The 26,882-nt window shown below is 64.5% G+C and carries 29 protein-coding genes and 1 pseudogene; 3 read left to right on the top strand and 27 right to left on the bottom strand.

Annotated elements, in window-relative coordinates:
- Window positions 1-37: 37 nt before the first annotated feature.
- The 12 genes and pseudogenes from ybgF to HXX15_RS03820 form a co-directional block, all read right to left on the bottom strand.
- Complete coding sequence (gene ybgF, locus HXX15_RS03765; RefSeq protein WP_296512810.1) at window positions 38-1,030, bottom strand: tol-pal system protein YbgF; 993 nt, start codon at window positions 1,028-1,030, stop codon at window positions 38-40.
- A 174-nt stretch (window positions 1,031-1,204) separates the two neighbouring features.
- Window positions 1,205-1,699, bottom strand: a complete 495-nt coding sequence (gene pal / locus HXX15_RS03770; protein WP_296512812.1) for a peptidoglycan-associated lipoprotein Pal — start codon at window positions 1,697-1,699, stop codon at window positions 1,205-1,207.
- Window positions 1,700-2,032: 333 nt separating this feature from the next.
- On the bottom strand, window positions 2,033-2,785 hold the full coding sequence (locus HXX15_RS03775) for an acyl-homoserine-lactone synthase (RefSeq protein WP_296512813.1): 753 nt from the start codon (window positions 2,783-2,785) through the stop codon (window positions 2,033-2,035).
- A 175-nt stretch (window positions 2,786-2,960) separates the two neighbouring features.
- Window positions 2,961-5,222 carry an EAL domain-containing protein gene (locus tag HXX15_RS03780; protein ID WP_296514805.1) on the bottom strand — a complete coding sequence of 754 codons (2,262 nt, stop codon included), beginning with the start codon at window positions 5,220-5,222 and terminating at the stop codon, window positions 2,961-2,963.
- A 281-nt stretch (window positions 5,223-5,503) separates the two neighbouring features.
- Window positions 5,504-6,835 (bottom strand): Tol-Pal system beta propeller repeat protein TolB, encoded by a 1,332-nt coding sequence (gene tolB / locus HXX15_RS03785; protein ID WP_296512816.1) that lies wholly within the window; start codon window positions 6,833-6,835, stop codon window positions 5,504-5,506.
- A 64-nt stretch (window positions 6,836-6,899) separates the two neighbouring features.
- The gene (locus HXX15_RS03790) at window positions 6,900-7,775 is read right to left on the bottom strand and encodes a protein TolA (RefSeq protein WP_296512817.1); all 876 of its coding nucleotides are present in this window, start codon (window positions 7,773-7,775) and stop codon (window positions 6,900-6,902) included.
- 51 nt (window positions 7,776-7,826) lie between these two features.
- Window positions 7,827-8,297: a biopolymer transporter ExbD gene (locus HXX15_RS03795; protein ID WP_296512820.1), complete on the bottom strand. Its 471-nt coding sequence runs from the start codon at window positions 8,295-8,297 to the stop codon at window positions 7,827-7,829.
- Window positions 8,298-8,331: 34 nt separating this feature from the next.
- Complete coding sequence (tolQ, locus tag HXX15_RS03800; RefSeq protein ID WP_296512821.1) at window positions 8,332-9,045, bottom strand: protein TolQ; 714 nt, start codon at window positions 9,043-9,045, stop codon at window positions 8,332-8,334.
- A gap of 328 nt (window positions 9,046-9,373) precedes the next feature.
- Window positions 9,374-9,850, bottom strand: a complete 477-nt coding sequence (locus HXX15_RS03805) for a DUF2852 domain-containing protein (RefSeq protein WP_296512824.1) — start codon at window positions 9,848-9,850, stop codon at window positions 9,374-9,376.
- Between the two features lie 143 nt (window positions 9,851-9,993).
- The gene (locus HXX15_RS03810; RefSeq protein ID WP_296512827.1) at window positions 9,994-10,701 is read right to left on the bottom strand and encodes a TetR/AcrR family transcriptional regulator; all 708 of its coding nucleotides are present in this window, start codon (window positions 10,699-10,701) and stop codon (window positions 9,994-9,996) included.
- A 413-nt stretch (window positions 10,702-11,114) separates the two neighbouring features.
- Window positions 11,115-11,243: pseudogene (locus tag HXX15_RS03815) on the bottom strand (glutathione S-transferase N-terminal domain-containing protein); the annotation flags it as partial.
- 639 nt (window positions 11,244-11,882) lie between these two features.
- Window positions 11,883-12,059 (bottom strand): DUF2934 domain-containing protein, encoded by a 177-nt coding sequence (locus HXX15_RS03820; RefSeq protein ID WP_296512829.1) that lies wholly within the window; start codon window positions 12,057-12,059, stop codon window positions 11,883-11,885.
- Window positions 12,060-12,239: 180 nt separating this feature from the next.
- Between HXX15_RS03820 and HXX15_RS03825 the strand changes: the two genes are divergently transcribed.
- Window positions 12,240-13,028 carry an SDR family oxidoreductase gene (locus HXX15_RS03825; RefSeq protein WP_296512831.1) on the top strand — a complete coding sequence of 263 codons (789 nt, stop codon included), beginning with the start codon at window positions 12,240-12,242 and terminating at the stop codon, window positions 13,026-13,028.
- Between the two features lie 102 nt (window positions 13,029-13,130).
- Here HXX15_RS03825 and HXX15_RS03830 read toward each other — a convergent pair whose 3' ends face one another.
- The 9 genes from HXX15_RS03830 to HXX15_RS03870 all read right to left on the bottom strand — a co-directional run bounded on the left by HXX15_RS03830 (window position 13,131) and on the right by HXX15_RS03870 (window position 18,997).
- The gene (locus HXX15_RS03830; RefSeq protein ID WP_296512833.1) at window positions 13,131-13,541 is read right to left on the bottom strand and encodes a VOC family protein; all 411 of its coding nucleotides are present in this window, start codon (window positions 13,539-13,541) and stop codon (window positions 13,131-13,133) included.
- A 27-nt stretch (window positions 13,542-13,568) separates the two neighbouring features.
- Window positions 13,569-14,102, bottom strand: coding sequence for an SRPBCC family protein (locus HXX15_RS03835; protein WP_296512835.1), 534 nt, complete (start codon window positions 14,100-14,102; stop codon window positions 13,569-13,571).
- Window positions 14,103-14,265: 163 nt separating this feature from the next.
- A complete protein-coding gene (locus tag HXX15_RS03840; protein ID WP_296512837.1) occupies window positions 14,266-14,811 on the bottom strand; it encodes a TetR/AcrR family transcriptional regulator in 546 nt (181 codons plus the stop codon).
- Between the two features lie 13 nt (window positions 14,812-14,824).
- Window positions 14,825-15,292 (bottom strand): nuclear transport factor 2 family protein, encoded by a 468-nt coding sequence (locus tag HXX15_RS03845; RefSeq protein ID WP_296512839.1) that lies wholly within the window; start codon window positions 15,290-15,292, stop codon window positions 14,825-14,827.
- A 283-nt stretch (window positions 15,293-15,575) separates the two neighbouring features.
- The gene (locus HXX15_RS03850) at window positions 15,576-16,889 is read right to left on the bottom strand and encodes an NAD(P)/FAD-dependent oxidoreductase (protein ID WP_296512841.1); all 1,314 of its coding nucleotides are present in this window, start codon (window positions 16,887-16,889) and stop codon (window positions 15,576-15,578) included.
- Between the two features lie 115 nt (window positions 16,890-17,004).
- On the bottom strand, window positions 17,005-17,403 hold the full coding sequence (ybgC, locus tag HXX15_RS03855) for a tol-pal system-associated acyl-CoA thioesterase (RefSeq protein ID WP_296514808.1): 399 nt from the start codon (window positions 17,401-17,403) through the stop codon (window positions 17,005-17,007).
- A 48-nt stretch (window positions 17,404-17,451) separates the two neighbouring features.
- Window positions 17,452-17,820, bottom strand: coding sequence for a PIN domain-containing protein (locus HXX15_RS03860; protein WP_296512843.1), 369 nt, complete (start codon window positions 17,818-17,820; stop codon window positions 17,452-17,454).
- Window positions 17,820-18,026, bottom strand: coding sequence for a type II toxin-antitoxin system VapB family antitoxin (locus tag HXX15_RS03865; protein WP_296512845.1), 207 nt, complete (start codon window positions 18,024-18,026; stop codon window positions 17,820-17,822). The genes HXX15_RS03860 and HXX15_RS03865 overlap by 1 nt, the downstream gene beginning before the upstream one ends.
- 92 nt (window positions 18,027-18,118) lie before the next feature.
- A complete protein-coding gene (locus HXX15_RS03870; protein WP_296512847.1) occupies window positions 18,119-18,997 on the bottom strand; it encodes a DUF6869 domain-containing protein in 879 nt (292 codons plus the stop codon).
- Between the two features lie 213 nt (window positions 18,998-19,210).
- On the opposite strand from HXX15_RS03870, the gene HXX15_RS03875 reads away from it, so the two are divergent.
- Window positions 19,211-20,818, top strand: a complete 1,608-nt coding sequence (locus HXX15_RS03875) for an oleate hydratase (protein ID WP_296512849.1) — start codon at window positions 19,211-19,213, stop codon at window positions 20,816-20,818.
- Window positions 20,819-20,877: 59 nt separating this feature from the next.
- On the opposite strand, the gene HXX15_RS03880 is transcribed toward HXX15_RS03875, so the two are convergent.
- From HXX15_RS03880 to HXX15_RS03910, 6 genes are all read right to left on the bottom strand, one after another.
- Window positions 20,878-21,168, bottom strand: coding sequence for a type II toxin-antitoxin system RelE/ParE family toxin (locus tag HXX15_RS03880; protein ID WP_296512851.1), 291 nt, complete (start codon window positions 21,166-21,168; stop codon window positions 20,878-20,880).
- A 5-nt stretch (window positions 21,169-21,173) separates the two neighbouring features.
- Complete coding sequence (locus HXX15_RS03885; protein ID WP_296512853.1) at window positions 21,174-21,389, bottom strand: hypothetical protein; 216 nt, start codon at window positions 21,387-21,389, stop codon at window positions 21,174-21,176.
- Between the two features lie 37 nt (window positions 21,390-21,426).
- Window positions 21,427-22,479: a Holliday junction branch migration DNA helicase RuvB gene (gene ruvB / locus HXX15_RS03890; protein WP_296512855.1), complete on the bottom strand. Its 1,053-nt coding sequence runs from the start codon at window positions 22,477-22,479 to the stop codon at window positions 21,427-21,429.
- Window positions 22,476-23,093, bottom strand: coding sequence for a Holliday junction branch migration protein RuvA (ruvA, locus tag HXX15_RS03895; protein WP_296512857.1), 618 nt, complete (start codon window positions 23,091-23,093; stop codon window positions 22,476-22,478). The genes ruvB and ruvA overlap by 4 nt, the downstream gene beginning before the upstream one ends.
- A gap of 186 nt (window positions 23,094-23,279) precedes the next feature.
- Window positions 23,280-23,807, bottom strand: coding sequence for a crossover junction endodeoxyribonuclease RuvC (ruvC, locus tag HXX15_RS03905; protein WP_296512859.1), 528 nt, complete (start codon window positions 23,805-23,807; stop codon window positions 23,280-23,282).
- Window positions 23,808-24,083: 276 nt separating this feature from the next.
- Window positions 24,084-24,830, bottom strand: a complete 747-nt coding sequence (locus HXX15_RS03910) for a YebC/PmpR family DNA-binding transcriptional regulator (RefSeq protein WP_296512861.1) — start codon at window positions 24,828-24,830, stop codon at window positions 24,084-24,086.
- Window positions 24,831-25,033: 203 nt separating this feature from the next.
- Between HXX15_RS03910 and HXX15_RS03915 the strand changes: the two genes are divergently transcribed.
- Window positions 25,034-26,791, top strand: a complete 1,758-nt coding sequence (locus HXX15_RS03915; protein ID WP_296512863.1) for a methyl-accepting chemotaxis protein — start codon at window positions 25,034-25,036, stop codon at window positions 26,789-26,791.
- Window positions 26,792-26,882 lie beyond the last annotated feature (91 nt).

Consider the following 26,882-nt stretch of genomic DNA (forward strand, 5'->3'; position numbering starts at 1 on the left):
TCGAACCCGGATCAACTCCGGGGTTCGGTTCCGCAAATTAGCACTTTACGCGTTTTTGCTCGCGGTCGACGGCCTGTTTCACGCCGGTGGAGGCGCGGGGATATTTGCGCGCCACCTCGCCGAACGCGGCGCAGGCGGCTTCCTTTTCCTTCAACGCCGCCAACGACTGACCAAGCCGCAGCAGCGCGTCCGGGGCCTTCGCCGATTTGTCGAATTTGGTCGTCACGCCGAGAAAGGCTTCCGCGGCGTCACGATACAGCTGGCGCTGGAAAAAACTTTCGCCGAGCCAGTACTGCGAATCGGCGGTCAGCGGATCGCTGGGATATTTCTGCGCGAAATTGCGCATGGTCTCTTCCGCCAGCGCATAATCCTTGCGCTGCATATAGCCGATGCCGAGGTCGAATTCGTCGCGCGGACTCTGCGTCGGCGGCGCCGTGGTGAGCGCGCCGGCGCCGTTCGGGTTGCGCGGCGGCTGTGGAGGCGACGCGGCGTTGCGCGGCGCGCCGGTGTTGCCAAGGTCGAGCGGCTCGCCCGGGCCGCGGCCGCCCGCGGCGCCGGATTCGGCCGGAATCGGAAGCTGACCGCCGCCAAGCGCGCGCGGCGCCCCGGGCGCAGCCGGATTTTGATTGGGATCGAACGCGTCGCCGCGGCGGCCGGTCGGTGTCGGCGCGGCCTGCTGCTGGACGATCGGCGCCTGCGCCGGCTGCTGGTCGTAGACTGGCGGCAGCACCTGCGGCTGCCGGACCGCCGGCGACGGCACGACGGCAACGCTCGGCGGCGCGCCTGCCGGCGGCGGGCTGCCCGGCGCGGCGGCATTGCCCTGCAGCAGCTTCAGCTGCTCCTCGAGCCGACGGTTGCGATATTGCAGTTCTTCGTTCTGGCCGGTGAGTTCGCGCAACTGATTTTCAAGCTGCTGCACCCGCAATTCCGGATCGACCTCGCCGTCGGACTGCGCAAGCGCCGGCGCCGCGAACACGAGCATCGCAAGGAGCGCAATTTCACGCGCAAAGATTGGAAACCTGGGAGACATTGTTGCCCGACGGTTGAGGGTGGCCCGACGATTGCGAGGTGTTGCCCGACGATCGAGGATACGCGTCACCGCAAATGATTGATCGCTGGACTACGCCAAAAATGTGACTGGAGCAAAGCACAAAACAAAACCGGCGCCCGAAGGCGCCGGTAAATTTCAATCGGTGGTGTCAGCTCAAGCGCCGGCGTTCAGCACCGTGACGGCACGGCGATTCTGCGACCAGCAGGAGATGTCGTTGCACACCGCCACCGGGCGTTCCTTGCCGTAGGAAATCGTCCGCATCCGCGACGGATCGATCCCGCGCGAGGCGAGGTAGGTGCGGACCGACTGGGCCCGCCGCGCCCCGAGCGCTATATTGTATTCGCGGGTGCCGCGCTCGTCGGCATGACCTTCGATGGTGAAGGAATAGCGATTGTAGCTCTGCAGCCACTGCGCCTGCTTCTCCAGGGTCGCGATCGCCTGCGGCGACAATTCGGTCTGGTCGCTCTCGAAGAACACGCGGTCGCCGACATTGACCACGAAATCCTGCTGGCTGCCCGGGGTCGCCGCGCTGGCCATGGCGCCGTCGGCGCCGAGCGGGTTCTTGTTGGCGCAAGCCCCCATCGACAGCGCCACCGCGAGCACCGCGGCCAGTTTCAATCCCTGGAGGATTCGCATTTGCTGGTTCATTCCGGAGCCTCCACGCTCGCGTTTGTCCGACTGACTTTGGGTTTACAGGTCGTTGGTTAAGCGAACGTTCCGTCAACCTTGATGAGGTGTTGCCAGACCCGATCAAATGCCCACAGTCGGTGAAAAGCAACCGTAATGGTTAATGAAATGCAAATGTGGCGCGACGGTGAAGGCTGGTCGCGGGCGGCGAAGAATCGGGCCAGGAAGGCCCCGCTGCCGTGAAGATGACGTCCCGATGAATCCGGCTGCCGCCCGGTGGGGGCTGCGCCCGCCACTGCACGCCCCGCTCCGGTCCGGCCGGGCGATGCCGGCTCTCGGTTCAGCGGGCGCCGATCAGGTTGCCAGGGCAACCATCGCGGCGCTGTCGGCCGGAAACTCGGTCAAATGCAGCGACGGCGACGACCGCTCGCTGGCGCGTTCGAACAACATCCGGCGTTCGAACAGCGTCGAGCGCAGAAACGGGTAGCGGGCGAACACCTTGTCGCGCATCGCCGGATAGTTCACCGCCATCATCGCGATCGATTTGGTCAAACCGGGATAGCGGCGCGGCGGGCACATCGCCTCGTGCATGAACATCCTGCGATAGAATGCCTGATGTTCGGCGCGCACCGTCGCCAGTCCGATGTCGGCGTTGAAATAGGCGCAGGCGACGAAGGCGAGCCGCAGCGTGATATAGGGCAGCTCGGGGAAACGATCAGCGCGCAGCGGGTCGGCCACGAAGCGGGTCGGATCGACGATGATCTTTCCCTTCGCCAGTTCGGGTTCCAGCAGATCCGAAAACACATCCATCGACGGACAGACCGGATTTTCAGGCGACGCCACTGTGATGCGCAGGGAACTCGCCAGAGCACCCTTGAGGTAAACCCCGAAGATCCAGGAATTGTCGAGATCGTCAAAACGGTCGGTGATCGTCTGTCTGCAATTCGGCTCGATCGTGCCTTCCTTGAGATAGGCGCGATAGCGCAGACGATAGATCGCATCTTTTTCGGCTTCGGTTTCGGCCAGCCGATAATCGACCTGGTCGAACAATTCCAGCCCGCGCGATGAGGGGGCGCTTGTTGTTGCGATTCGCTGGGCGGAACTCATTCGTGTACTCCGACGCCGACACAAACTCGATAGCGAAACGTTAAGGCCTTCTTAACGTCCGTGCAAAGACCTTGAGCTATTAGGGTTAATCAGTCGACTCGATCCAATATCGCACATTTGCGACAATGCGATCAAAGGCGCCGCCGCCATTGGACCTCGATATTGAATTTCGTCCTCAGGCGGTCGAGCGCGCAACCCGCAGCAAGGGCTTGCCTTGATCTTGACGACGCCCATGCGACGCGACCAGCAACTCACGTACCCGCGCGGCGGGCACCGGCCGGCTGAACAGGTAGCCCTGCGCCTCGGTCACCGTGCCGTCGGCGCTGATCAGTTCGAGTTGTTCGTTGGTCTCGATGCCCTCGACCACCACCGACATCCCGAGATCGGCGCTGAGCCGCGCGACACCGCGCAGCAGCGTCAGCGGGCGGTCGGTATCGATGCCCTCTAGGAACGACCGGTCGATCTTCACCTTCTGCATCGGGAAATTGTGCAAATAGCTCAGGCTCGAATAGCCGGTGCCGAAATCGTCGAGCGCGATCCGCACGCCTTCCGCGTGCAGCTGCGCGAGCGCATCGTGGGTCCACTGGGTGTTGCGCAGCAGCGAAGATTCGGTGATCTCGATCTCGAGCCGGTTCGCCGGCAGGCCGGACACTTCGAGCGCATAGCGGACTTCGTTGAGCACGTCGCGCTGATGGAACTGCTGCGACGAGAAATTGACCGCGACGCTCACCGCCTCCGGCCACATCATGCATTCCATGCAGGCCTTGCGCAGAATCCAGCGGCCGAGATCGACGATCAACCCCATCTCCTCGGCGACCGGAATGATGTCGATCGGGGATACGGTGCCGCGCACCGGATGATTCCAGCGCAGCAGCGCCTCGCAGGTCGATATCCGGCCGGTCTTGAGATTGACCAGCGGCTGGTAGAATAGTTCGAACTCCTCGTTGGCCAGCGCCTTGCGCAGGTCGAGTTCGAGGATTCGACGCGATTCGACGGTCTGCGCCATCTCCTCGCGGAAGAAGCAGAAGGTGCCGCGGCCGTCAGCCTTGGCGCGGTACAGCGCCATGTCGGCGTTCTTCATCAGGACGTCGGCCTTGATGCCGTGGGAGGTCATCGCGATGCCGATGCTGGCGCCGATTTCGACCACATGATGATCGATCACATAGCGTTCGCTGAGCCGCTCGACGATCCGGCGCGCCAGCACGGCGGAGTCGTCGTTCGACTGGATGTTTTGCTGAAACACCACGAATTCGTCGCCGCCGAACCGGGCGACGAAGTCCTCCGGGCGTAGCATGTGGCGCAGCCGGTCCGCCACCGCGCACAGCAGCCGATCGCCGCAGGGATGGCCGAGGGTGTCGTTGACCTGTTTGAACTGGTCGAGATCGATGAATAGCAGGGCCGACAGCCGGACATTGTCACGACCATGCGAGGCGACCAGCAGCCGCTCAATTTCGTCGCGGAAGCTGACGCGGTTGGGTAGCGCGGTCAATTCGTCGTAGCGCGCGAGGTGGATGATCCGGGCTTCGGCGTTGCGCCGTTCGGTGATGTCCTCGACCAGCACCACCGTTCCGCCACCGACCATCGGCTGGAACGTCCAGGACAGCGAGCGCGGCGCGACCGGTTCGACGCCGACCGTGACGATCTCCCCCGCCAGCGAATTCTCGATCTCGGACAGGATCAGCCGGCCGCTGGCCGCCGACACCGCCCCGACCGTGACGCAGGCCGACAGGATCTCGGCGGCGCCGGCGCCGCTCTGTTCGAGTTCGTCCCGCAGCTCCATCATTTCGGCGAAGCGATGGTTCATCACCGCGAGGCGGCCGTCGCCGCCGAACATGCACAACCCGTGCGGCATGTTGTTCAGCGCGGTATCGAACTGGCTGGCCAGCGCCGATTCGCGCTCGCCGGTCAGCAGCGCCCGCACGAACAGCGAGTGCAGGCTGAGGTTGATCGCCCTGAGGCTCTGAAAGAACAGCACCAGCAGTCCGGCAAGGCCAATGTAGTAGACATTGCCGTGAATCAGCAACGCAACCGACATCGGTCCGCAGGAGCAGATCAGATGCAGCCGGACGATCTGCGGCCTCCCATAATTGCGCGCCGCGCCGCCCGCCGCGTAGCCGACCGTCACCGTGGTGCAAAGCATGTGCGCCACCGGATCGTCGGTGCCGAGCAGCACGACGACGCACCAGACGCCGAGCGCGCATGCATAGAGCACGGCGCCGAGCTTGTAGCGCGGCTCGAATTCCTCGGCCTGTCCGCTGGATATCGTCTCGGTGCGTTTTTCGAATTTGCGCATCTGGAACGCACGCGCGGTGCCGACCGCGATGATCAGCAGCGCGCAAGGCCAGATCCAGACGTCACCGGTCTTGATCGCGGTCATCAGCGCCGCGATCGCCGCGCAGATCGCTCCGGTCAGCATTGGCCAAAAATTCTGGCACATGGAATCGACCAGCGCCGCATAGATCTTCGGCGGCAACGCCGCTTCGTTGCGTATCTCGGCGCGATCGACCAGTTGCTTCCGCACGCACATGTCCCCGTGATTGGACAGTGTTAGCGTGCCGAAATGAAATCTTTCTGAGGGAATATCGTTACCAAAATATTATTACGGTCGGCTGCTCGCGATTTTCGCCCATGTTTCCAGCGACCTAGGCAAGGATTGCCGGGTCCGCCGCACGCCAGGCTTGAGGACATCCGGCCAAAGGCGGGGCCGTCGACGGCGCGTTACGACAGCAGCGGCGACCATGCCGGGTCGGAGGCGAAACCAGGAGTTGGCACCCGCTGCTCGTTGCGCCCCGAAATATCCACCGTGAACAGCGACGGCCCGCCATTGCCGCCGGGATCGCGGAAGAACATCAGCACGCGGCCGTTCGGCGCGAAGGTCGGACCTTCATTGTGGAAGCCGGAGGTCAGCAGCCGCTCGCCGGAGCCGTCAGGCTTCATGATGCCGATCGAGAACTGGCCGCCGCCCTGTTTGGTGAAGGCGATGTAGTCGCCGCGCGGCGACCACACCGGGGTGGAATAGCTGCCTTCGCCGAACGAGATCCGCTGCGCGGCCCCCCCGGTGGCAGCCATCACGTAGATCTGCGGCTTACCGCCGCGATCGGATTCGAAACAGATCTTGCTGCCGTCCGGCGCGTAGGACGGCGAGGTATCGATCGCCGGGGCGTCGGTGAGCCGGGTGGTGGATTTCGAGCGCAGGTCCATCACGAACAGATTGGAATTGCCGCCCTGCTGCAGGCTCATGATGACGCGCTGACCGTCCGGCGAGAACCGCGGCGAAAACGACATGCCGGGGAAATTGCCGACGATCTCGCGCTGTCCGGTTTCGATGTTGAACAGATAGACCCGCGGATCGCCCTGGCCGAATTCCATGTAGGTAATTTCCTGGGTCGACGGAGAAAACCGCGGCGTCAGCACCAGGTCGGTGCCGCGCGTGAGGTAGCGCACATTGGCGCCGTCCTGATCCATTAGCGCCAACCGCTTGACCCGACGCTCTTTCGGTCCGGTCTCATCGATGAACACCACGCGACTGTCGAAATAGCCCTTCTCGCCGGTCAGCCGCTCGTAGATCTGGTCGGAGATGATGTGGGCGATGCGGCGCCAATATTCCGGTGAGGTGAAATATTGCTGACCGGTGAGCTGCTGGCCGGTGGCGACGTCCCACAGCCGGAACTCCGCCTTCAGCCGTCCGTCGCCCTGCCGGGTCATCCGGCCGGTCACCAGCGCCTGAGCGTTGATGCTCTTCCAGCTGTTGAACTGCGGCGGGGAGTCGATGTTGGTGATCTTCTCGATATAGGCGGCCTGGTCGATCGGCGCGAACAACCCGCTGCGCTTCAGATTGTTGGTGATGACCTGGGCGACGCCGACGCCGACTTCGGCGTCGGCAGGGGTTCCGGCGACGAAATTCGGCAGCGCGATCGGCAACGGCGCGACGTTTCCCTCGGTGATCTGCACCCTGGCCTGGCCGAAGGCGTCGCGCAGCGGCGCGGCCGCCAGTGCGCCGGTCGCGGCCATCCCGGAAATGATCTGTCGGCGGTTTAGACGAAACGGCATGTCGGGCAATCCATTGGGTCGGACATTGTTACTAACGGGACACAGCGCGCGGCACCGCGCGCCGTCACGGTCGTCGATCGGTGAACACCGGCGCGAAGAACTTCCATTCCTCGAAAAACGCCGCGGGCAGATTGTAGGGCTGGCATTCGATGATCGCGCGCAGCGCGCTTTCCTGATAGACGCGCAGGAACGGCGTCGCCGGCGTGCCTTCCGGCTGCGGCATGCTTTCCAGCGTGCCGTCGCGCTTCAGCCGGATTACGAACGCCGCTTCCGATTTCTGCGCCTCGATCCCGCCATAGGGTTTCTTCCAGCAGCGCTCGACCTGCGACTGAAACAGCGCGCCCCAGGTCGCCGAATTGTCGGCGGACTTGCCCTTCGCCAGGCCGAGCGCCGCGTTGGAGTTCAGCGTATCGCCGGTCATCGCCTGCCGGCTCGGATCGCGCTTGTCGATCAGCGCCGCCATCTTGGCGGCGTCGAACACCCGCTCGGTCTTCGGCTTCGCAGGCGCCGGCGGCTTGGCGGCCGCGACCTGCGGCTTCGGCGGCGGTTTCGTCTCTTCTTTCTTCAGCGCTTCGGCGATCGGATCGGGCTTTTTCTCGACCGGCTTCTCGACGATTTTTTCCGGCGGCTTCGGCTCCGGCGGCGGCGCGGTCTCGGTCACGACCGGCGCCTTCTCGGAGATCTTGCCGACCGCGTCCTCGACCGGCGGCTTCGCCTCGGCGACCTTCTCCACCAGCGGCTTCGGGCTTTCCTTCTTGCCGGATTTCATCCCGGCCATCACCTTGGCCAGCTGATCTTCCGAGATCGTATCCACTGCCACTGCATCCTGCGGCGGCAGCTCGAACGCCTTGGACGAGAACGACAACAGACCCCAGCCGATCACGAGCACATGCAGCGCAACCGACGCAACGAGGGTCTTGTCGATCTTCTCGAGCTTCACGTTCAGGATTCCTGCTCCATCCCGGTCGTCGGCATCGCGCGGGTCATCGCCTCAGGTCCCCTGCTCGGGCACGATGACGATATTGGCCTTGAAGCCGGCGGTTCGAATGGTCCCCAGCAGCTTCATCATATCGGTATAGCAAACGTCCTTGTCACCCCGAAGATAGACCACGCTTTCGGCGTCCGACCGGGTCGCTCGCACCGCCTTGATCTTGGCCTCCAGTTCGGAGACCGGGATCAGGCTGTCGCCGAGGTACAATTCCACTTTCGAGTTGCAGCTACCGCCGGTCCGCTTCACCGACAGCGTCAGCGGAGGGGCGTTCGACGACAGCGAGGTGCCGCCGCGTGCTACCGGCAGGTCGATATCGATCGTCGACGTCATCAGCGGTGCCGCCACCATGAAGATGATCAGCAGCACCAGCATCACGTCGACCATCGGCGTGACGTTGATCTCGGCCATCACCGCGCGCCGGCGCCCGCGTCGACCGCCGCCGCCAGTCGCTCCCGCCGAATTCATCGCCATGATCTGGTGCTCACGGTTCGCTCGTCAGTGATCGTCATGCCCGCTCGTCGATCTGGCGCGACAGGATCGCCGAAAATTCGTCGGCGAAGCCTTCCAGGCGCTGCGCCTGGCGGTTCACCTCGGAGGTGAATTTGTTATAGAAAATAGTCGCCGGAATTGCGGCGATCAGGCCGATCGCGGTGGCGAACAGCGCTTCGGCGATGCCGGGGGCGACCACCGCCAGCGAGGTGTTCTTCGAGGCGGCGATCGACTGGAAGCTCGACATGATGCCCCAGACGGTGCCGAACAGGCCGACGAAGGGGCCGGCGGAGCCGACCGTCGCCAGCACCAAGAGCCGGCGTTCCAGCCGCTCGACCTCGCGGGCGATCGAGACGTTCATCACCTTTTCGATCCGCATCTGCAGCCCAGCGAAGGAGCGCGCCTGGCTTTCGAACGAGCGCTTCCACTCGCGCATCGCGGCGACGAAGCACGCCGCCATCGATTGCGTCGGCTTGGCCGACAGCGCGCGATACAGCTCGTCGATCGATTCGCCGGACCAGAACGCTTGCTCGAAGCAGTCCATCGCGCGTTTGGTGCGCGCATACAGGAACATCTTGTCGATCGCGATCGCCCAGACCCAGACCGAACAGCCCAGCAATCCGAGCATCACCGATTTGACGATCCAATGCGCCTGCCAGAACAGCGCGATCAGCGAGACGTCGCTGGATGCCAGCGGCAATGCTGACTGAGCCACCTCGGCGGGATTCATCGTCGATATCCTCTCAACGCAAATGTCCTAGCGGTGCCACGGCGACGCGCCGCGTTTGGCGAAAAGCGCCGGCGCCAAATTCCGATTCTGTCGCATGGGATGGCCCGTCCGAAGCCGGTCTCTCAATCCCCTGCCAACGTGTCAAAACGAGGGCTGTCGGCGCGTCATAGCGCCCCTAACCAATCGCTAATCTTGGTTAAGGAGGGGTTACCAAAGGGGAATTGGGACCGGCGAATCGCAGCCGCCAGCGCCACTTGCGGCCCTGCAACGCAAAACCGCCCGCCTGTTGGACAGGCGGGCGGCGATGTCGGTTTCGATCAGTTGGCGATCAGGCCTGCGGCTGGCCGTCGTTCGGCGGGGTCGGACGCGGACGGTGCTGCGCCATGAAGGCATCGAACTCTTCCTTGTCCTTGGCGTGGCGCAGCCGATCGAGGAACTCCTTGAACTCGACCTGCTCTTCCTCGAGCCGGCGAAGCGTTTCGACGCGATATTCGTCGAAGGCGCGATTGCCGCTGGAGGGCGGGCCGAAGCCGAAGCCGCGGCGTTCCATCCGACCCTTCATCCGTTCCATCTTGTACTGCATCCGCTCCATCTTGCTGGCGAAGCGATCGCCGTGATCCCAACAACCCATTTTCCTGCTCCCGATTGTGAAGAAGAGTAGTGCCAGACCGATCGGCCACCAGATGATGAAACCGAGCACGGTCAGTGCGATCCATCCGGGGTGCCACGGCGATCGCAGCATCGGCTGCGGATAGCGCTGCTCCTCGGCAGGACTCCATCGATTGAAACCCGCGGTGTCGGTCATTGACCTCTCTCCATGACGGCATCATCGCCGTGTGAATGTAAATAACATTCACATACGTAATCCATTCCAGGTTTTTGTCAAGCTGGGGACCAATAGGGCTGCAAGAAATTGCGCGAGGCTCGCTCAAATAAAGGTGAGTGAACCTATTTCGGAACCGGCCCCCACGGACCAGATGGCTTTGATTCAGTAGGCTTTTCCGGCGACGTCGGGCGTTCTTGGGAGAACCCAAGGCCGCGCAGATAGATCAGCACGCCGGCTTCCAGCAGCTCTTCCGGCGCCATCGGCAGCTTGCGCCGCGCCGCATCGCCGCGGCCGAACAGCGACGCCACGCCATGCGCCAGCGACCAGATATGCAGCGCCATCATCAGCGCCGGCGGCCGCGTCACGCCGGGCGGCGTCAGCGCCGCCAGCCGCTCGGCGGCGGCGCGAATGATGCCGAAGGCGCGCTCGGACGCCGCCATCAGCGTCGGATTGAGATCGACCGGCAGGCCGGATTCGAACATCGCCGAATAATACGCCGGCTCATTGCGGGCGAACGCCAGATAGGCCTTGCCGACCCGCTCGAACGCGCTGACGGTGTCGGGGCGGCCGTCGTCCCAGGCCTTGGTCAGCACCTGCTCGAATTGCTCGAAGCCGCGCTGCGCGATGCTGGACAGCAATTCGTCGCGATCGCGGAAATGCCGGTACGGCGCCGCCGGGCTGACCCCAGCCATCCGCGCGGCATCCGCGAAGGTGAAGCCGCCCGGGCCTTTCTCCGCGATCAGACCGAGCGCCGCCTGCAGCAGCGCCTCTTTCAGATTGCCGTGATGATAGCCGCGCTCGGCGCGGCGGGTTTCCTTGCGCCAGCTCATGTGAAGGGCTTTTACATGAGAGCTGCGCAAAGGTCACGAACTGATCCAGCGCCCTCACCCCTGCGGCTCGGGGCGGAGATGGTTATCCCCGCGTTAACCGCGGTTCCCTGCCCCAAAGCCGTACCGAAAACACTGGGAAATTTCTTGCGGCAATCTTGCGGCGAACTTGCAGCAGGCGATTTCGCCGCGCATGTCCTGCGGCGAAATCGGGGCAGCGCGTTTCGCGGTCACGACGGCCCCGCCCGGCGCGCCGATCCGACGTCCGCCGCCGCCGATCATTCAGGAGCGGCGGGCTCCGCCGGGAAAGGATGGAAATACGGCTCGGCCTCCTCGATCACCCGCGCGAAGGACGGCCGTGACCGCAGGCGATCGAGATAGGCCGCGAGGTTCGGATGCGTGGCGCGGATCGGCAGTGCCGCGCGCTCCACTGGATTGCCGAGATTGACCGCCACCGGCGTGAACGGCGTTTCGTTCTCGTACAACGCGATCAGCACCTTCCAGCAGAACGACGACAGCGGATGGTAATAAAGCCGTAGCGACATGTGGCCTCCTGTTGAGTCATTGCACAAATCGAATTGGCGCGATGCGATAGCGGCAACGGCCGCGTCATTCGAGTCGCACACCGGCGCGCACCGCAACGGCACCTACGCCAACGGCTCGCAACTGACAACAAATTGCCGCCGCATTGATCGATCAACGTCGCCGCTGTCGAGTTTCGCGGAGTGGGGACTCTTTGTGCGAATATTCGTCGCGGGCGTTTCAGCGTAAATTTTGACGGATTTGTCGAACTTCGGGCACGCATGCGCCGCGACCAGCGGTGCACGGCGCCGATCAAACTGTGTCGAATTTTTTCCGGGGGAATGAATGAAGGATGCCACCAAACAGGCAGCCTCGCGGGCGATGGCGCATCTGCTGGCAGTGACGGCGATGCTGGTGATCGCGGGACTCGTCTTCTACGTGCGATAAGCAGGCACGGCCGCTCCGAGCGGCGGGCCGGATTTCATACTCCCGGCCCGCGCGATCGACCGCTGCCACATCGCCCAAGCGCCAACACAGTGAGCAGGAATTCCAGGCTCGCTCGCGGCTATCGCTGCCCGTACGCCGGAATGTCTGTCTTCTTTGCGTTGCGCTCAGCAACTCGGCTGAGAATTTGCTCCGACGAGATTGCGCCGCCAGCAAACCTAGCCGTTGGCTTCGACCGCAGGCTCGGCGGAAATCTTTTCGTGGGTCGCCGCCTCGCCGTGAATTTCCTGCTCGGCCTGCAACCAGAATTCCTCGTCGCGACCTTCCGGACAGCCGGCCAGTTCCCAGATTTCGCGCGCGCGGTGCTTGATCCGCTCTTGCATTGTATCGTCCATCGAACATCTCCTCTGATGCGGAAATTCTATATTGCAGGATCATGTATTCCTGATGTCAGTGACTGTTTCCTGGCTGCTTCGGCCGCGACGGCTGGCCGGTTGGTTCGATTGCGCGCTGGTTTGTGGTACCGAACTTGCAGGACCCGCCGCATCGATGCTTTACAACAGACAGGACAGACCATGACCGCCTCCCCGCAAAAAGTCGCGCTGGTGACCGGAGCCGCGCGCGGCATCGGGTTCGCCGCGGCCAAACGCTTTCTCACCGAAGGCTGGCGGGTGGCGCTGCTGGATATGGACGATGAAGGGCTGCGTGAAGCGATCGAGGCGCTGGCGCAGCCGGATCGCACCCTGGCACTGCATTGCGACGTCGCAAACGCCGCCTCGGATGCCGGCGACATCGCGGCGATCGGCGAGCGCTTCGGCCGGCTCGACGCGGTGGTCAACAATGCCGGGGTCGCGGTGTTCAAGCCGCTGATGGAAACCACCCACGCCGAATGGCAGCGGGTGATCGACGTCAATCTGACCGGGCCGTTCAAGCTGATCCAGGCCGCGGTGCCGCTGCTGCGTGACTCGGGCGGCGGCGCCATCGTCAACATCACCTCGATCTCGTCGCTGCGGGCCTCGACGCTGCGGGTGGCCTATGGCTCGAGCAAGGCCGGGCTGGCGCATCTGACCAAGCAATGCGCGGTGGAACTGGCGTCGCTCGGCATCCGCGTCAACGGCGTGGCGCCAGGCCCGGTTGATACCGCGATGGCCAAGGCGGTGCACTCGGCCGAGATCCGCTCCGACTATCGCGACGCGATTCCGCTGGCGCGCTACGGCCTCGAGGACGAGTTGGCGGACGCGATCTTCTTTCTGTGCAGCGACCGGGCGAGCTACATCACCGGACAAATTCTCGCGGTCGACGGCGGCTTCGATGCCGCCGGGATCGGCCTGCCAACGCTACGCGGGCAACGCCGGAACGGGTAGGCCGGGGCATCGGCCTGATGCAGGCCGACTCGTCGGCAGAGACGCGCGTCAGGTTCTCAAAAACAGCGTTGCCCCTCCGCGTGGTTCACCGGAACGCACCGCTCAATCCTCCAGCGGGCAGTTCACCATCCAGGGAATCCCGAAGCGGTCGACGCACATGCCGAAGCCTCTGGAAAAGAACGTCGCGGCGAACGGCATGGTGACGCTGCCGCCTTCCGCCAACGCCTTGAACCGGCGCTCGGCGTCGGTCGGTGACGGCACCATCAGCGACACCGCGAAGCCCTGCGGCGGGTGGTAGTGGCCGGGAGGCGCGTCGCCGGCCATGATCACCTCACCGTCGATCGTCAGTCGCGCATGCATGATCTTGCTCTTCTGATCCGGCGCCGCTGTCATTCCGGCCGGCGCGTCGGCCCAGGTCATCATGTCCTCGATCCGGGCGCCGAGCACCATCTCGTAGAACTTGAACGCGGCGGCGCAATTGCCGTTGAAGAACAGATAGGGATTGACCTGCATCGATGGCTCCGTGGGTTGTCGATCGGCCTATCTTTCGGCGATCGCCTTCAGGCTCGCAAGGCCGGCGGCGAAATCGTCGCCGATCATGCGGTCCATGTTGAGGAACACCTGCATCACCTTCGACAGCAGCGGCGCCGGGCCGTGCATCGACCATTTCACCGCAGTGGCATCGCCTTCCGGTTGCAGACTGAACTCGGCGATGTTGTGGCCCTCGAACGGGGTCAGGAAATCCAGCTTGATCACGGTCTTCGACGGCGTGACGTCGACGATTTCCATCCGACCAGAGCCGACATGCTTGTTGCCGGACCATTGATAGATCGCGCCCTTGCCGCTTTCGGCGCCCGAATAGGTCCGCTGCATCGCCGGGTCCTTGGTCTCATAGGGCGACCAGCCGCGCCAGGCGTGCAGGTCGTTGATCAGCGGCGCGATCTTGCCCGGCGGCGCCTTGATCAGGATCGCGCGCTCGACCCGGAAATCGTCCGGCTTGCTCAGCGCCAGCCCGAGCACGGTTCCGACCGCGAGCGTGAACAGGACGGCGATGAAGACGATGGCTCTCAGCATGACGCGACTCCGTGGGCGATAGCCAAGACTACCCACCACAACGGCAAGGGCAATCGCATTTGGATTTGAAACTCCGCCGCAGCCGCGGGTTGTTTTACCTCTGCCTGATGGGAGCGTGGCCGGCTCTCGGTCGGTCGCGGCCCGGAACGACCGGCTCTGAGGCTCACGCCAGCAGCCGCGCCTTCAGGTCCGCCAGCGCGCGGGTGAAGATCGCGGCATCGTCGCGGGCGCGGGCCAGCACCAGCGCGCCCTGAATCGTGAGCAGCGCGTCCTCGCTGCGCTTCCGCGCCATGGCGGGGCTCTGTCCCGTTCGGCGCAGTGCCGAAACCAGCGCGTCCTGCCAGCGCGCGAAGTAGCCGTTGACCGCGTCGGCAAAGATGTCGCGGGCGTGACCGAGCGCGATCACGCCGACCAGGCAGACCCGGTTGCCGGAGCGGAAATAGCTGTCGACCCCCTTCAGCATCGCGGCGATCGCGCGCGCCGGATCGTCGTCGTCGCGCAGCGGCGCGAAGATGTTGTGCTCGAACCACGCATCGATCTCGGCCAGCACCTCGGCGGCCATCTGCTGTTTGCCGCCGGGAAAAAAGTGATACAGGCTGCCCTTGCCAAGCGCGGTCGCCTGCGAAATCAACGCCAGCGACGCGCCCTCGTAGCCGTGGGCGCGAAATACTTCGCCGAGCTGCGGCAGCAAGCGGGCGCGGTCGGTCATGGACCGGCGACAGTCAGAACGGATCGCTGCCGAGTCCGGCGACGTCGGCCGGGCGCGAGCCGGGCGCATGCCAGTGGAAGCGGCGGTCGGCTTCGGCGATCGCCACGTCGTTGATGCTGGCCTCACGGCGGCGCATCAGCCCGAACTCGTCGAATTCCCATTGCTCGTTGCCGTAGGAGCGAAACCAGTTGCCGGCATCGTCGTGCCATTCGTACTGGAACCGCGCCGCGATGCGATTTTCGTCGAACGCCCACAGATCCTTGATCAGCCGGTATTCGTGTTCCCTGGCCCATTTCCGGGTCAGGAATTCCACGATCGCCGGACGGCCCTGCAGGAATTCCGAGCGATTGCGCCACTTGCTGTCCTCGGTATAGGCCAGCGACACCCGCACCGGGTCACGCGAATTCCAGGCGTCCTCCGCCATGCGCGCCTTCTGCGCGGCGGTCTCTCGGGTGAACGGCGGCAATGGCGGGCGCGACATGATGAGGTCTCCGGCTTGAGGGCTGCGGAGACACTGTACCGATCGGTACAGAGAGTCAACGGGTAAAGAAGCCTCGTTGTCGTCATGTCGGGGCGTGCATCCGTCCAACACCGTCGTTCCCGGGCACGCGTCCGCCCAACGTCGTCATTCCGGGGCGCGAGCCGTCAGGCGAGCGAACCCTGAATCCTGCAACGGAGTGTGGCGGAGGTTTCCACTGGCGCAAGATTCCGGGTTCGCGCGCAGCTTCGCTGCGTGCGCCCCGGAATGACGGAGTCTTGTTTGGCTAATGCAGCTTCACCGTCGGCGCCGGGCAGGCGCTGGACGAGAACAGGCCGAGCAGGGTCCGGCCGTGGCCGTGCAGGGCGGCCTCATGCATCTTGTACAGCGAGCGATACATGAAGCGGGCGAAATAGCCCTCGATCATGAAGCTGCGGCCGACCACGAAGCCCATCAGATTGCCGACCGTCGAGAACTTGCCGAGCGACACCAGCGAGCCGAAATCCTTGTAGACGAAATCTTGCAGCGGCTGGCCCTCGAGCACGCGCGACAATTGCGCGACCATGAATTCGGCCTGCTGATGCGCGGCCTGGGCGCGCGGCGGAATGTTCTGGTCGAAGCCCGGCCGGGCGCAGGCGGCGCAGTCGCCGAGCGCGAAGATCGCATCGTCGCGCGTGGTCTGCAGCGTCTGCTTCACCACCAGCTGGTTGATCCGGCTGGTTTCCAGCCCGGCGATCTCATGCAGGAAATCCGGCGCCTTGACGCCGGCCGACCACACCACCAGCTCGGACGGAATCATCTCGCCGTCGGCGAGCCGGACGCCATCGGCGAGCACCTCGGCGACCCGCGCGCCGGTGCGAACCTCGACGCCGAGCTCCTGCAGCAGCGCCAGCGTCGCCGCCGAGATCCGCTCCGGCAGCGCCGGCAGGATCCGCGGCGTCGCCTCGATCAGCACGATCTTCAGATCATGTTCGGGATCGATCTTGTCGAGCCCGTAGGCGATGATCTCGCGGGCGGTGTGATGCAGTTCGGCGGCGAGCTCGGTGCCGGTGGCGCCGGCGCCGATGATGGCGACGTGGAGTTGGCCGGGCGCGACCGGGGTGTGCTGGTGCTGCGCGCGCAGGCAGGCATTGACCAGCCGGCGGTTGAAGCGGCTGGCCTGCTCGGGGGTTTCCAACGGCACCGCGTAGTCCTTGGCGCCCGGCGTGCCGAAATCATTGGTGACGCTGCCTACCGCGATCACCAGCGTGTCGTAGCCGATCTGCGATTCCGGGCTGATCTCGCGGCCTTCGTCGTCCTGCACCGGCGCCAGCGTGATGGTTTTGGCGGCGCGGTCGAGCCCGGTCATCTCGCCGAGACGATAGTGGAAATGGTGCCAATGCGCCTGCGCCATGTAGTTCAGCTCGTGCTGCGAGCGGCGCAGGCTGCCTGCCGCGATCGAATGCAGCAGCGGCTTCCAGATATGGGTGCGGCTGCGGTCGACCAGCGTGATCCGCGCCTTGTCGGCGCGGCCGAACCTGTCGCCGAGCGCAGTGGCGAGCTCAAGCCCGCCGGCGCCGCCGCCGACGATAACGATTCTGTGAGGCTGCTGATCTGTCATGGCTCGTTTTTTTGAAGCAAATTGCGGGCCACAGATCGGTAGCACCGAATGCCTGTCCGGCAGTTAAAATTATACACCGAACTGGCACGCTGCTACCAGATCGACGCCGGTAAGACTACTGGTCGGCCTTCATCGCAACGCGCAGTGGCAGCGGGATCGGCCGCGCCCGGCCGCCTGAGACGAAGGCGACCTTGACGCGGGCCTCCAGCAGCAACAGCTCGCCGCGGCGGATCTCCTGATGCATGGTGATCGAGGCGCCCTTGACCTCGACCGGGCGGGTGATGATTTCGAGCAGATCGTCCATCTTGGCCGGCTTGAGGAAATCGAGCTGCATGGCGCGGACCACGAAGGCGAAGCCGGGCGCCTCGCTCTCCGCCTCCGCAAACAGCGCGCTCTGGTCGGCGCCGAGCAGCCGCAGATAATTGGTGCGGCCGCGCTCCATGAAGCGCAGATAATTGGCGTGATAGACGATGCCGGAGAAGTCGGTGTCCTCGTAATAGACCCGGACCTGCATGTGGTGGCGGCGATCGACGATCGCGCCGTCGAGAGAATTGATCACACCTCACTCCACCTCTGCGGCGATCGACAACCGCTCGGCCACCGCTCGCAATTTCTTGTCGCCGGTCCAGAGCCGGCAATCCGGCATGAGCAGCGTCGAAGCAACAAGATGCGCGTCGACATATCCGATGCCGGAGCCGGCAAGGGCTTGACGCGAAATCAACCGCAGCACTTCGGCCGGCGCCGCCATCGTTGCGTTTGGCAAGTCCGCCAAGTCTTGCGCGATTTCGTCAAAGCGCAGAGCGCCGCCCAGCGCCAACTCTCCCAGGACGAAATCATGGATCAGAACCTGACGGCAAACCAGACTGGCGCTCAGCCGCGGGTTCTCCTTGCGAAAATGATCGATCCAGATCGATGTATCGACCAGCAGCATCAATTGTTCGTAAATCGCGGCGGGCGTCGGCGTGGCGGGGCTTTCAGATCAGGCATCGATCCGCCCATCAAGGCGAGCCGCCTGCCCGCTTCAAGCTCGACATAGGCCTGCAACGCCTTTCGGATCACCGCTGATTTCTCTTCGACGCCAGCATATGCCTGTGCTTTCGCAAAAAGCTCGTCATCGATCGCGATGGTGGTTCTCATGATGCCGAACTCCTATGCTGACATCAAATATAGCATCATTCGATGCTGAATTCCATGCCCCTAAATGACCCATTCGCCTCGCTGGCGCCGCCTCAACTCCGCCAGTTGCGGCCGTGGGCGCCGTCGACGATGGCGTCGAGCCGGGCCTTCAGTTCGGGCTCCACGCTATTGTACCAGACCCCGCCGAGCAGCGCGCAGAACGGCTCGCTGGCCGCCGCCTCGCGTTCGATCCGGGCGATGGTATCGATCCCGACCAGGTTCTCCAGCGGCCCGGCCGCCAGATAGGACAGCACCAGCGGATGGTGCTCGATCCGCAGGATCTCGAGGATCATCTCGAGCAATCGGTCCGGATCGTCGTCGCGCAGCTCGCGTTCGTAATCGCTGAGCGCGCTCCAGTTGGCGTCGCGATCCTTGTCCGGCATGCAGCTCAGCTCGACCCAGATCCGCGCCAGCGCGGGAATCGACAGCGCGGCGAAGTCGATCGCGGCGACGGCGCGTTTGTGCGCTTCGCAATCGGCATACCACGCATCGGGATCGGCGATCGCCTCGAACCGGGATTGCAGCGGCTCCGGCGTCCAGCGATAGACGCCGCCGATCAGCCAGCGCAGCTGCGGAGTGTCGCGCGCCTGCCGCTCGCATTCGTCGATCAACAGCGCGCCGTGGCCGACCAGCACCAGCATCAGCTTGTCGTTGAGCTGCATCTTGACCGATTTGTGCGCCTCCGAGCGCAGCACCGCGAGCACCATGGCGAGCGCGCGTTCCGGGGAACGGTGCGGCAGCCGATCGAAATACAACAGCCGCGACCAGACCTCGCCGGTCTTGTCGCGCAGGCCAAGATACTGCAGCTCGCACCACAGCGAGGCGAGCTCCGGCATCGCCATCCGGTCCAGTTCGTCCTGCAATTGCTGCGGCGTCCGCGGCCCCGGAATCGCCATGGTGGCGGCGTTCCGGGCTTGCTCGATGAAATCCATGGCGACGGCGCTCCCAACTGCGATCCCTGTTGGTCGCAGCGATCGCCGGGCGCGTTCAATACAGCTCACGTCGCGGCCAATGGCAGTGGTACCCCCCTGCTGCGCTGGCGACGCATGGCAGCTTCTCGCACCTCCCGCGTGCGGCGTTCGCACTTAGATTCATCGCCGCAAGTCACCACCTCAAGCGTCCTGAAATCAATAAAGGCATTGTCCATGGCGATTCCCACTCGATCCGCATCGCGGGGCGACATTCACGCGCATCTGGTCGGCGGCGGCATCGCCGCGCTCGCCAGCGCGGCCTATCTGATCCGCGATGGCGGCGTCCCCGGCGGCAACATCACGATCTATGAGGAGACCGCGAAACTCGGCGGCAGCCTCGATGGATCGGGATCGGCAAAACCCGGCTATGTGATTCGCGGCGGGCGGATGTTCACCTACGAGGCCTACACCTGCACCTTCGATCTGCTGTCGCAGATTCCCACGCTCGACGATCCCAGCAAGACCGTCAGCGATGATATCCACGCCTTCAACGAGGAGCACATCCCGCATTCGAACGCGCGGCTGGTGCGCGGCGGCGAGAAGGTCGACGTCTCGGTGCTGGGATTTTCCAACCAGGATCGGCTTGACCTGATCGAACTGATGGCGGTGTCGGAGGACAAGCTCGGCGCCAAGCGGATCGAGGACATGTTCCAGCCTTCGTTCTTCAAGACCAATTTCTGGTACATGTGGGTGACGACGTTTGCGTTCCAGCCTTGGCACTCGGCGGTCGAACTGAAGCGCTATCTGCAGCGCTTCATCCAGGAATTCCCGCGCATCCACACCCTCGCTGGAGTCCGGCGCACCCGCTACAACCAATACGACTCGATCGTGCTGCCGGTGACGAACTGGCTGAAGGCACAAGGCGTCAAGTTCGAGACCGGCATGCGTGTCACCGATCTCGACTTCAAATACGGCCCGGCCGGCAAGGCCGTCGAGCGGTTGCAGGTCGTGCACAACGGCAAATCGCAGCAGATCGCGGTCGGCGAACAGGATCTGGTGTTCGTCACCAACGGCTCGATGACCACGGCCTCCAGCCTGGGATCGAACAGCAAGCCGGCGCCGCTGCATCCCAAGGACGGCAAGACCGACGGCTCCTGGGCGCTGTGGGAGACGCTCGCGGCGAAGCATCCGGAGTTCGGCAGGCCGGCGGCGTTCAACAGCCGCATCGACGAGTCCAAATGGCTGTCGTTCACCACCACGATGACCGACCCGATCTTCTTCGAGCTGATGGAAAAATTCACCTGCAACGTCGCCGGCACCGGCGGGCTCGTCACCTTCACCGATTCGAATTGGCTGATGTCAGTGGTGCTGGCGGCACAGCCGCATTTCATCGGGCAGCCCGACAATATCAAGGTGTTCTGGGGCTACGGGCTGTTCGTCGACCAGATCGGCAATTTCGTAAAGAAGAAGATGTCAGACTGCAGCGGCGAGGAACTGATGACCGAACTGATCGGCCACCTGCGGTTCGACGCCCACAAGGCCTCGATCCTCAAGGCCTCGAACTGCATTCCCTGCATGATGCCGTTCATCACCAGCCAGTTCATGCCGCGCGTCGCGGGCGACCGGCCGCCGGTCACACCACCCGGCACCCACAACCTCGCCTTCATCGGGCAATATTGCGAGATCCCCGACGACGTAGTGTTCACCGTGGAATATTCGGTGCGCTCGGCGCAGACCGCGGTGTTCACGTTGCTCGTCCTCGAGAAGCAGGTCTCGCCGCTGTACAAAGGCACGCACGATCCCCGCGTGATGTTCGCGGCGATGAAGACGCTGATGCGGTAGGCGAGAACTCTCAGCCCGCGCGCGCCATCGGCGGCGCGGGCTTTGGGATGTCCTCGCTATCACTCCGCAAACTGCCCCTCGATATTCATTCGTCCATCGAGCACTCGGACGATAACGATCTGATTGGGCTCAATCATGTAGAAGACGACATATCCATCCACCAGAATCCCTCGCAACGAGGCGCGTAGTTCACTTCGATCCGGTCCGAGAAATGGAAATTCACACAGCTCGTCGAATCGTTGAAAGAACCGGGTGATGGTCCGGTCCGCAGCAGCGGGATTCCGTTCGGAAAAATAGGCGTGGATAGCAAGAAGATCGGCTTCGGCGCGTGAAGAGAGGACGAACTTCACGGCAACTACCGTTTGGCTTGCGCCCGGGCCCGTGTCAGAAATTCCTGCAGATCCCAGGGACGCGCGCGCCCCGCCTCGACGTCGGCCATACCTTCGTCAATCGCATCTTTCAGCGCGCGGAATTTCCTAGCCTGCGACAACAGATAGTCTGCTGCCGGTTCCCGCATTTCCTCGGGAAGCAGCTCAATGGCTTCGATGGCCTTATCGACAGCTGAACTCATAGTGTCAGTTTAGCACAATCCCGATCCGATGGCGAACCTACTCCTCGTCGCCGCCCTGCCCGAACAGGCCGATCTGCGCCGGGTCGCGCGCCGGCTCGGCGAGGCCGAGGTGCCTGAAAGCGTGCGAGGTGAGCAAGCGGCCGCGCGGGGTGCGCTGCAGGTAGCCGCACTGGATCAGGAACGGCTCGATGATGTCCTCGATGGCGTCGCGCGGTTCCGACAGCGCCGCCGCCATGGTTTCGACGCCGACCGGGCCGCCGGCGTAGTTCATCGCAATCGTGGTGAGGTAGCGGCGGTCCATGGCGTCGAGGCCGGCGGCGTCGACTTCCAGCGCGGAGAGCGCGTGGTCGGCGATCTTGCGATCGATCGACGCCGCGTCGGCCGCGGAGGCGAAATCGCGCACCCGGCGCAGCAGCCGGCCGGCGATCCGCGGCGTGCCGCGGGCGCGGCGGGCGATTTCGTTGGCGCCGTCGAGCGTGATGCCGATATTGAGCACGCGGGCGCCGCGTTTCACGATGCTCTCCAGTTCCTCCACGGTATAGAAATTCAAGCGCACCGGGATCCCGAAGCGGTCGCGCAGCGGATTGGTCAGCAATCCGGCCCGGGTGGTGGCGCCCACAAGCGTGAATTTCGCCAGCTCGATCTTCACCGAGCGCGCGGCGGGGCCCTCGCCGATGATCAGATCGAGCTGAAAATCCTCCATCGCCGGATACAGCACTTCTTCGACCGCGGGACTGAGCCGATGGATTTCGTCGATAAACAGCACGTCGCGCTCTTCGAGATTGGTGAGGAGTGCGGCGAGATCGCCGGCCTTGGCGATCACCGGCCCTGACGTGGCGCGAAAGCCGACGCCGAGTTCGCGCGCCACGATCTGCGCCAGCGTGGTCTTGCCGAGCCCCGGGGGGCCGACGAACAGCACATGATCCAGCGCCTCGCCGCGTTTGCGCGCTGCGTCGATGAATATCTGCAGGTTGGCGCGGGCCTGCTGCTGGCCGACGAATTCCGACAACAGTTGCGGGCGCAGCGCGGTGTCGCCGACATCGTCGGCGCGGCGCTCGGGGGTGATCAGGCGGGAGGGCGGGGTCGTCACTTCGCCAGCTCCTTCAGCCCGAGCTTGATCAGCTGCGCGGTCTCGGCATGCTCGCCGGCGCTGCGCGAGGCGCTGGCGATGGCGGCAGCGGCCTGCGGCGCGCCGTAGCCGAGATTGACCAAAGCCGAGATCGCATCGGTGACCGGGCGCGGCGCGCGATGGTCGTCGATCGCGCCGGACAGCTGCGTGATCGCCGGATCGACATTGGCAAACGCCGGCACCTTGTCTTTCAGCTCGGTGACGATGCGCTCGGCGACCTTCGGGCCGACGCCCGGCGTGCGCGCCACCGCGGCCTTGTCGCGCAGCGCGATGGCGTTGGCGAGCTCGGCCGGCGGCAGCGTCGACAGCACCGCCAGCGCCACCTTGGCGCCGACGCTTTGCACGGTCTGCAACAGGCGAAACCATTCGCGCTCATGGTCGCTGCGAAACCCGAACAGCTTGATCTGGTCCTCGCGGACGTAGGTTTCGATCGACAGCACCGCCGCCTCGCCCGGCGCCGGCAGCGCCTGCAGCGTGCGGCTGGAACAATGCACCTGATAGCCGACGCCCTGGACGTCGAGGATGACATAATCCTCGCCGTAGGAATCGATCAGGCCCTTGAGTTTGCCGATCATCGGGCGGCCTCGGCGCGTGTTCTCCCCTCCCCCTTGCGGGGAGGGGTCGGGGGTGGGGGTCCACAACGGAAGTCTCGCTTGCGGCTACCCCCCACCCCAACCCTCCCCCGCAAGGGGGGAGGGAGCAGGCTGTGCGCACGGCGACTCATCGGATCTCTCCGAGGTTCGAAGTTGGAAGATCTGTTCTCATCCCCCGACCACCTTCAGCCGCAGCAGCGCGGTGCCGCGATGATGCGCGTGGGTAATGGCGATCGCCAGCGCGTCGGCGGCGTCGGCGGATTTCGGCTCAGCCTTCGGCAGCAGGATCTTCAGCATCATCTGGATCTGGGCCTTGTCGGCATGGCCGGCGCCGACCACGGTTTTCTTGACCTGGTTAGGGGCATATTCGGCGACGCTGATGCCGAGCATCGCCGGCGCCAGCATCGCCACGCCCCTCGCCTGCCCGAGTTTCAGCGTCGCGACGCCGTCCTTGTTGACGAAGGTTTGTTCGACCGCGGCCTCGCCCGGCGCGAATTCCGCAAGCACCTTCGCCAGCCCCTGATGGATCGCCAGCAGCCGCTCCGCCAGCGGCAGTCGGTCCGGTGGCTCCACCGAGCCGCAGCCGATGAAAGTCAGTCGGTTGCCCTCGCTCTCAATCACGCCCCAGCCGGTGCGGCGGAGGCCGGGATCGATGCCGAGGATGCGGACGGGCGTGCGAATCGGCGGACTGCTCATGGCGTAGTGATAACGCCACAGCAAAGTGAACGAAACAGAAACAAACGGGGATGCCCAGGGAATGCGATCGTTGCGCCGCGGACGCAGCGCAGGGCGGTCAACGAGACAACCATCCGTCATCCCCCGCGAAAGCGGGGGATCCAGTACGCCGCAGCGTCGCAGTTAAAAATGAGCGCTCTGGGATACTGGGTCGCCCGCTTTCGCGGGCGATGACGCCAGGGATTGGGGCAACGCAGCGGCTTCAAGAACGCCGCAGCGGGTCCGGAGCACGCTCGATCAGCCGCCCATCTTCTCCATCAGCGCGTCGGAGACTTCGAAATTGGCGTAGACGTTCTGGACGTCGTCGTGCTCGTTCAAGAGGTCGATCAGCTTCAACAGCTTTTCGCCGGTTTCGTCGTCGACCGGGACAGTGTTCTGCGGCTTCCAGGTCAGCTGCGCCCTGCGGGCTTCCCCGAACTTCGCTTCCAGCGCCTTGGCAACATCGCGAAAAGTTTCCTTCGAAGCGTAGATCTCGTGGCCCTCGTCCGAGGACAGCACATCGTCGGCGCCGGCTTCGATCGCGGCGTCCAGCATGTCGTCTGCGGAGGCCTTGCCGGCGTCGTATTCGATGATGCCGGTGTGGTCGAACATGAAGGCGACCGAGCCGGTTTCGCCGAGATTGCCGCCGGACTTGGTGAAATAGGAGCGGATGTCGGAGGCGGCGCGGTTGCGGTTGTCGGTCAGCGCCTCGACGATCACCGCAACGCCGCCCGGACCGTAGCCCTCATAGCGGATCTCGTCGTAATTTTCGGCCTCGCCGCCCGAGGCCTTCTTCACCGCGCGCTCGATCGAATCCTTCGACATGTTCTCCTGCCGCGCCGAGATGATCGCGGCGCGCAGCCGGGCATTCATCGCCGGATCGGGCTGGCCCATCTTCGCCGCGACGGTAATTTCCCGCGCCAGCTTGCTGAACAGCTTGGACTTCTGGGCATCCTGCTTGCCCTTGCGGTGCATGATGTTCTTGAACTGGGAATGTCCGGCCATGCGGTCTCTCTTAAGGATGGGTCAGGATATTTCGGGGCGGCGGCGCGGCGTTATAGGCTCCGCTCCCGGCAAAATCAAAGACTTGCCCAGAAAACTGGCCCGATTCGGGGGACGAATACCACTGCCGATGCCTAGAAATTAACCATGACTTCACGCTGCAGTGAGAGAGTAGCAGCGAAAGTTCCATTCCTACGAGAGTCCTCATGGCATTCGGCCTCTTTCGAAAGCGGCAGCCCGAACCGGCCGCTTCGTCCATCCTGCCGGCTGCGGCGCCCGATCCGGTGATCGCCGAAACGCCGGCCGGCGACGGCGATTCGGCGCGCGAAATCCTCGAATTGCTGGAGCTCGAACTCGGATCGCTGATCCGCCAGCTCGAACGCGCCGCCGGTTCGGTGGCCGGCGGGGCGCAGTCCACCGCCGCCACCCTGCACACGATTCGCCAGCGCACCGACGCGCTGACCGGCCGCACCAGCGACGCGCACTCGACCGCGACCACGTTTTCGCAGGCCGCCGACAAATTCACCCATTCGGCCGAAGGGATCGGCGCCCAGGTCCGGCAGGCCTCCCAGCTTGCCGACCAGGCCAGCGCCGCCGCCGACGAGGCCAGCGCCAATGTCGATCGTCTCCGGGAATCCTCCGCCGCGATCGGCAATGTGGTCAATCTGATCGCCAAGATCGCCAAGCAGACCACGCTGCTGGCGCTGAACTCGACGATCGAGGCGGCGCGCGCCGGCGCCGCCGGGCGTGGCTTCGCGGTGGTCGCCACCGAGGTCAAGGCTCTGGCGGTGCAGACCCAGGAAGCCACCCAGGAGATCGGCCAGAAGATCGACGCGCTGCAAAGGGACGCCGCGAGTTCGGTCGAGGCGGTGCACCGGATCACGCAGGCGATCGCGGCGATCCGCCCGGTGTTCGACAACGTCAACGGCGCAGTCGCCGAGCAGAACAGCACGACCCGCGAGATCTCCAGCAACGCCGCCTCGGCGTCGCATTTCATCGTCTCGGTCGGCGACAGCGCCGCCGAGATCGACAGCGCCGCCCGCGAGGCCGAGCAGCACGGCGAGGCCGTCGCCAAGGCCGGCCAGAACGTGACGATGTTCGCGACCAAGCTGCGCTCGCGCACCGCGGTGCTGCTGCGGCAGGGCGACCGCGAGGAAAGTCGCAAGCGCGAAAAGCTGCCTTGCCATCTCAGCGTCGAGCTCGACGCCAACGGCCGCGCCATCACCGCGCCGGTCTACGAAATCTCGCTGCAAGGCGTGCTGATTTCCGGCCCCGGCGCCGCGGCGCTTCCGCTGAATCAGACCCTGGCGGCGACGCTGCAGGGCATCGGCGCCTGCAAGATCCGAATCGATCAGCAGACCAAGGCCGGCGCGCAGGCGCGGTTCGTGGCGCCGGACGCCACGCTGCAGGAGCGGATCGAGGACGCGCTGTGGGCGATCCACGACGAGAACACCGAATTCGTCGCCCGCGCGATGGAAGCCGGAGTGACCTTGAACCGGATCTTCGAGGACGGCATCGCCTCCGGCGCGATCACGATGGAGGAGATGTTCGATGACAACTATGTCGAGATCGACGGCTCCAATCCGCTGCAGCACCGCACCAGGATTCTGAACTGGGCGGATCGCGCGCTGCCGGCGTTCCAGGATGCGTTCCTGGCCAAGGACCCGCGAATGGTGTTCTGCGCCATGATCGACCGCAACGGCTATCTACCGGTCCACAACAGCGTCTATTCGAAGCCGCAGCGGCCGGGCGACGTCGCCTGGAACACCGCCAATAGCCGCAACCGCCGGATCTTCAACGATCCCGCCGGGCTCGCCGCCGGCCGCAATACCCGCAGCTACCTGATCCAGAGCTACGCCCGCGACATGGGCAACGGCAACACCGTGATGATGCGCGAGATCGACGTGCCGGTGAAGGTCCGCGCCCGGCACTGGGGCGGATTCCGCACGGCCTACAAGCTGTAACAGCTACCGATCGCGAACCGCCGTCGTTCCCCGCCGGCGGCCGACCCGCGTGGCCTCCGGCGGTGACATTCGACGGAACCGATCCCGCCGC

Origin of the sequence: Rhodopseudomonas sp., from assembly GCF_013377015.1 — a bacterium.
Lineage (GTDB): Bacteria > Pseudomonadota > Alphaproteobacteria > Rhizobiales > Xanthobacteraceae > JARJEH01.

Excerpts from the sequence above, each read along its gene's own strand:
- HXX15_RS03845 (WP_296512839.1), bottom strand. The coding sequence starts at position 15,292 with ATGTCGCGCCCGCCATTGCCGCCGTTCACCCGAGAGACCGCCGCGCAG.
- HXX15_RS03875 (WP_296512849.1), top strand. The coding sequence starts at position 19,211 with ATGGCGATTCCCACTCGATCCGCATCGCGGGGCGACATTCACGCGCAT.
- HXX15_RS03885 (WP_296512853.1), bottom strand. The coding sequence starts at position 21,389 with ATGAGTTCAGCTGTCGATAAGGCCATCGAAGCCATTGAGCTGCTTCCC.
- HXX15_RS03910 (WP_296512861.1), bottom strand. The coding sequence starts at position 24,830 with ATGGCCGGACATTCCCAGTTCAAGAACATCATGCACCGCAAGGGCAAG.
- HXX15_RS03870 (WP_296512847.1), bottom strand. The coding sequence starts at position 18,997 with ATGGATTTCATCGAGCAAGCCCGGAACGCCGCCACCATGGCGATTCCG.
- ruvC (WP_296512859.1), bottom strand. The coding sequence starts at position 23,807 with ATGAGCAGTCCGCCGATTCGCACGCCCGTCCGCATCCTCGGCATCGAT.
- HXX15_RS03805 (WP_296512824.1), bottom strand. The coding sequence starts at position 9,850 with ATGACCGACACCGCGGGTTTCAATCGATGGAGTCCTGCCGAGGAGCAG.
- HXX15_RS03810 (WP_296512827.1), bottom strand. The coding sequence starts at position 10,701 with ATGAGCTGGCGCAAGGAAACCCGCCGCGCCGAGCGCGGCTATCATCAC.
- ruvA (WP_296512857.1), bottom strand. The coding sequence starts at position 23,093 with ATGATCGGCAAACTCAAGGGCCTGATCGATTCCTACGGCGAGGATTAT.
- ybgC (WP_296514808.1), bottom strand. The coding sequence starts at position 17,403 with ATGCAGGTCCGGGTCTATTACGAGGACACCGACTTCTCCGGCATCGTC.
- HXX15_RS03865 (WP_296512845.1), bottom strand. The coding sequence starts at position 18,026 with ATGAGAACCACCATCGCGATCGATGACGAGCTTTTTGCGAAAGCACAG.
- HXX15_RS03820 (WP_296512829.1), bottom strand. The coding sequence starts at position 12,059 with ATGGACGATACAATGCAAGAGCGGATCAAGCACCGCGCGCGCGAAATC.
- HXX15_RS03835 (WP_296512835.1), bottom strand. The coding sequence starts at position 14,102 with ATGCTGAGAGCCATCGTCTTCATCGCCGTCCTGTTCACGCTCGCGGTC.
- tolQ (WP_296512821.1), bottom strand. The coding sequence starts at position 9,045 with ATGAATCCCGCCGAGGTGGCTCAGTCAGCATTGCCGCTGGCATCCAGC.
- HXX15_RS03840 (WP_296512837.1), bottom strand. The coding sequence starts at position 14,811 with ATGACCGACCGCGCCCGCTTGCTGCCGCAGCTCGGCGAAGTATTTCGC.
- HXX15_RS03830 (WP_296512833.1), bottom strand. The coding sequence starts at position 13,541 with ATGCAGGTCAATCCCTATCTGTTCTTCAACGGCAATTGCGCCGCCGCG.
- HXX15_RS03795 (WP_296512820.1), bottom strand. The coding sequence starts at position 8,297 with ATGGCGATGAATTCGGCGGGAGCGACTGGCGGCGGCGGTCGACGCGGG.
- tolB (WP_296512816.1), bottom strand. The coding sequence starts at position 6,835 with ATGCCGTTTCGTCTAAACCGCCGACAGATCATTTCCGGGATGGCCGCG.
- HXX15_RS03775 (WP_296512813.1), bottom strand. The coding sequence starts at position 2,785 with ATGAGTTCCGCCCAGCGAATCGCAACAACAAGCGCCCCCTCATCGCGC.
- HXX15_RS03850 (WP_296512841.1), bottom strand. The coding sequence starts at position 16,889 with ATGACAGATCAGCAGCCTCACAGAATCGTTATCGTCGGCGGCGGCGCC.
- HXX15_RS03860 (WP_296512843.1), bottom strand. The coding sequence starts at position 17,820 with ATGCTGCTGGTCGATACATCGATCTGGATCGATCATTTTCGCAAGGAG.
- HXX15_RS03825 (WP_296512831.1), top strand. The coding sequence starts at position 12,240 with ATGACCGCCTCCCCGCAAAAAGTCGCGCTGGTGACCGGAGCCGCGCGC.
- pal (WP_296512812.1), bottom strand. The coding sequence starts at position 1,699 with ATGAACCAGCAAATGCGAATCCTCCAGGGATTGAAACTGGCCGCGGTG.
- ybgF (WP_296512810.1), bottom strand. The coding sequence starts at position 1,030 with ATGTCTCCCAGGTTTCCAATCTTTGCGCGTGAAATTGCGCTCCTTGCG.
- HXX15_RS03915 (WP_296512863.1), top strand. The coding sequence starts at position 25,034 with ATGGCATTCGGCCTCTTTCGAAAGCGGCAGCCCGAACCGGCCGCTTCG.
- HXX15_RS03780 (WP_296514805.1), bottom strand. The coding sequence starts at position 5,222 with ATGTGCCAGAATTTTTGGCCAATGCTGACCGGAGCGATCTGCGCGGCG.